At 27.2% G+C, this 3515-nt stretch carries 3 protein-coding genes; all 3 read left to right on the plus strand.

What is annotated here, in order from left to right; all coding sequences use genetic code 11:
• The coding region (locus ACMOUI_RS04250; RefSeq protein ID WP_418964496.1) for a TolC family protein at positions 1 to 978 on the plus strand (978 nt) is incomplete at its 5' end.
• Positions 979 to 987: 9 nt separating this feature from the next.
• Positions 988 to 2307, plus strand: coding sequence for an efflux RND transporter periplasmic adaptor subunit (locus ACMOUI_RS04255; RefSeq protein WP_418964497.1), 1320 nt, complete (start codon positions 988 to 990; stop codon positions 2305 to 2307).
• An 11-nt stretch (positions 2308 to 2318) separates the two neighbouring features.
• Positions 2319 to 3383: an ABC transporter permease gene (locus ACMOUI_RS04260; protein ID WP_418964498.1), complete on the plus strand. Its 1065-nt coding sequence runs from the start codon at positions 2319 to 2321 to the stop codon at positions 3381 to 3383.
• The last annotated feature ends 132 nt before the right edge of the window (positions 3384 to 3515 follow it).

Consider the following 3515-nt stretch of genomic DNA (forward strand, 5'->3'; position numbering starts at 1 on the left):
ACAATACCACTTTTTCAAGGTGGACGAATGATAAATAACTATAAAAAATCTGAAAATGAATTAGAGCTAGCTAAAGAAGAGAAAAAATTAGCTATTTATTCTTGGCAAGAAGAAGCTATAAATGCTTATTTTTCTAATTTAAGTTATAGAAAGCAAAAAGAAATTACAGACTCAACAATAAGAGCGTTACAAAAACAATACACTAGACTTAATGGATTATACAATGAAAATAAATTGATAGCTAAATCTGAAATTTTAAAAATAGAAGCAGATTTAGAAAAAAATAAGGCATTAAATTATAATAATAGCCAAAATGAAAAAGCATCTAAAGAAAAATTGATGCAACTTTTAGGATATGAATTAGATAAACAGGTAACTTTAAATGAAATTGATGCAATAAATTATATAAAAACTTCAAAAATTATAAAAAAAATTAAAGACCCTAAAAATACAACTTTAGGAAAAGCTCAAAGTATAATGGTTGATATAGCTGGGTACGATGTAAAAATTGCAAAAGCAGATTTATATCCAATATTATACATAAAGCCATCTTATAAATTTAAAGAAGAAAATTTAAGTTCACATAAATATAAAAATGTTAATGAAGGAAGAGTTGAGGTTGGAATTAAATATGTTTTTGAGTGGGGTGCAACTTTAGATTCTATAGCCCAAAGTGAATATAAGTTAGACCAAGCCAAAATAAAATATGATAATAATATTCAAGAAATTGAATTAGATATGAAAAATAAACTTGGAGAAATTGAATCGTTATCTGGTCAAAGTGAATCTCAGAAAAAAAGAGTTGAATTACTAAGAGAAAATTTAAAAATTGATAATTTGAGATATGACAATGAATTAATTTCAACATTTGATTATCTAAATTCAGTAAATCAGTTAAAAATTGCTGAGGAGGATTATTATAAACTTCAAAGATTACTTGTTTTATCTGTAATAGAGTATGAGAATCTATATAAGTAGAGGAGATATATGAATAAAAAGATAATAATTGGTACTTTAATTATATTAGTTTCTGTGGGAGGATATTTTGCAATTAATAAGGCGACTAGGAAAGAGGTAAAAGTTTCAAAAATTGAGATGAAAACTCTTTCTAACTCTACACTTTATACAGGGATAGTTATGCCAGGAGAGGTTATACCTGTTTATGTTGAAGCCCCAGTTTTAATTGAATCTATTTTAGCACGTGTAGGACAAGAAGTTATACCTGGAGATAAGTTAATGACTTTTAGTAATAAAAGTGTAATAGAAAATGAAAAAGAATTAAGGATAAATGAATTAGATATAAAAGATATAAAACTTAGGATAGCAGATTTAGATGAAGGATCGTTGAAGCTAGAATTAGATGATCGAAAACTTGAAATGAGAAATTTAGAAGAAAAAATAAAAGGGGATGAAAGAAAACTACCGATATTAAAAGCAGAAGTTAGAATTTTAAAAGATAAGGCTGAAGCTTATAAAAAATTATTGGCTGCTGATGGAGTTTCAAGTACAGAAGTCAACAAAGCAATAACAGAAGCAGATAAAAAAAATGTTGAATTTGAAGAGTTGAAAACTAATTTAGAATTAAATAGACAAAAATTTGAATTATTAGTTGTAAGTTTTGAAAGTTTAACTAGAGAGTTACAAATTGAAGATGCAAAATTAAAATCAACTTTAAAAAAACTTCAATTAGACCAGGATATTTTAACTCGACGTGCTGAGCAACTAAAAAAACCACTTGAAGCACCTATAGCTGGAGTTATAACAACAATAGATGTAACAGAAGGGAGTAATGCTTTTAGTGGGCAAAGGTTACTTGCAATTTCTCCAAAAGGGACAAGCATTATAAAAGTTGAAGTACCAATGTATGGAGCTAACAGTATAAAAGAAAATCAAAAAGCCATTATACGTAGTTCATCATTCGAAGGAGATTTAATATATGATGGAGTTGTAACTAGAGTATCTAATGTAGCTAGAGAAAGCTCTCTAGGTGGAAAAAATGACAAAATCATAGAAGTTGAAATAAAAATTATAGGAGATAATAATTTAAAACCTGGATTTATAACAGATGTAGAAATTAATAATGAGAGCAGTCATAATGTAGCTGTAGTACCATCTTTTTCTGTAATAGAAGAGGGAGATAAAAATTATGTATATGTAGTAGACGCAGGAAGGGTTTATAAAACTGAAGTAAAAATAGGAGCAAAAACTTCCAAAGATTATGAAATATTAAATTTACCTTTGGGAACAGAAGTTGTAATAAATCCATTTAAAGTTTCTAATGGTGAAAAAGTAAAGGTTGTGAGTTAGTGAGAGTTTGGATGGCATTTAGATTTTTAGAAAGAAATATCGAAAGGGTCTTAATTCCACTTATAGCCGTCACAGTAGGAGCAATGTCTCTTATTTTAACTTTATCTCTTGGAGATGGAGTTAAAAATATTATAGAGAATGATTTATCTGTCATAGGAAATAATAGAGTTCTTGTAGGTGGTGAAATATTAAATAATGATGATTTATTACTTCTTGAAAGACTTCCTTTTGTAGAATATGGACTTTTCCCAGAAAAGATAAAACTAATAGGGAATATATATTATAGAGGCTATGGTAAAAAAGCTTTACAAGCTATGAATTTACCACTTTTAAAAGAAGGAGAAGTAGTTTTAGATAGAGATCAGTTTTTAGGGCTAACAGTAGGATCTGAGATAGAATTAGAAACTAAATTTGGAAAAAGAAAATTTATGATTAGAGGATTATATCAAGAGAAAAGTCCTTTTGAAACTATGAAAATGGGAAATAGAGTTATTGTAAGTGACAAAACTTTTGAAATAATCTTTGGAAAAAATAATTATACTAAATTGGTAATTTCTTTTCCGAAAGATATAGATGCTATAGAGTATATACCAGTTGTGTTGAATGAGTTAAATAAATTTAGACCTGGACATAAACAGATTAAAGTTTTAGAGATTCCACAAATCTATAAAAATATAGAGAGAATAAAAAGTTTTGTTAGAAAAGGTTTTTTTACACTTTCTTTTATTTCATTAGTTATTGGTGGAATTGGGATTTTAAATTTAATAACTGTAGTGATGAGAGAACGAAGCCCATACATAGGAATATTACGAACGATTGGAATAAATCAAAGAAAATTAATAGAAATATTTTTTCTAGAAATAGTAATAATTGTTAGTATAGGAACGTTTATAGGAACAATTTTGGGAGTAATAACATCATATTTAGTTGGAATTATATTAAAAATACCACCATATTTTAGTTTGATAAAGATAATAGGAATTATGATTTTAACTATGGGGATTGGGGTAATTTTTGGAATTTTACCAGCTAAAAGAGCAGCAAAGCTTGAGATAGTAGAGGCATTAAAAATTTAGGAGGGAAATAATATGAAAAATAATTATAAACGTTATATTATTGGAAGTCTTATGGCACTATTTCAATTATTACTCTTTGGTCAAATAGCAGTTATTTTAAAATTAGATAAAGATGTAACGATAGTATCATAT

It is taken from the genome of Cetobacterium sp. (genome assembly GCF_048470075.1).
In the GTDB taxonomy this organism is placed as follows: Bacteria; Fusobacteriota; Fusobacteriia; order Fusobacteriales; family Fusobacteriaceae; genus Cetobacterium_A.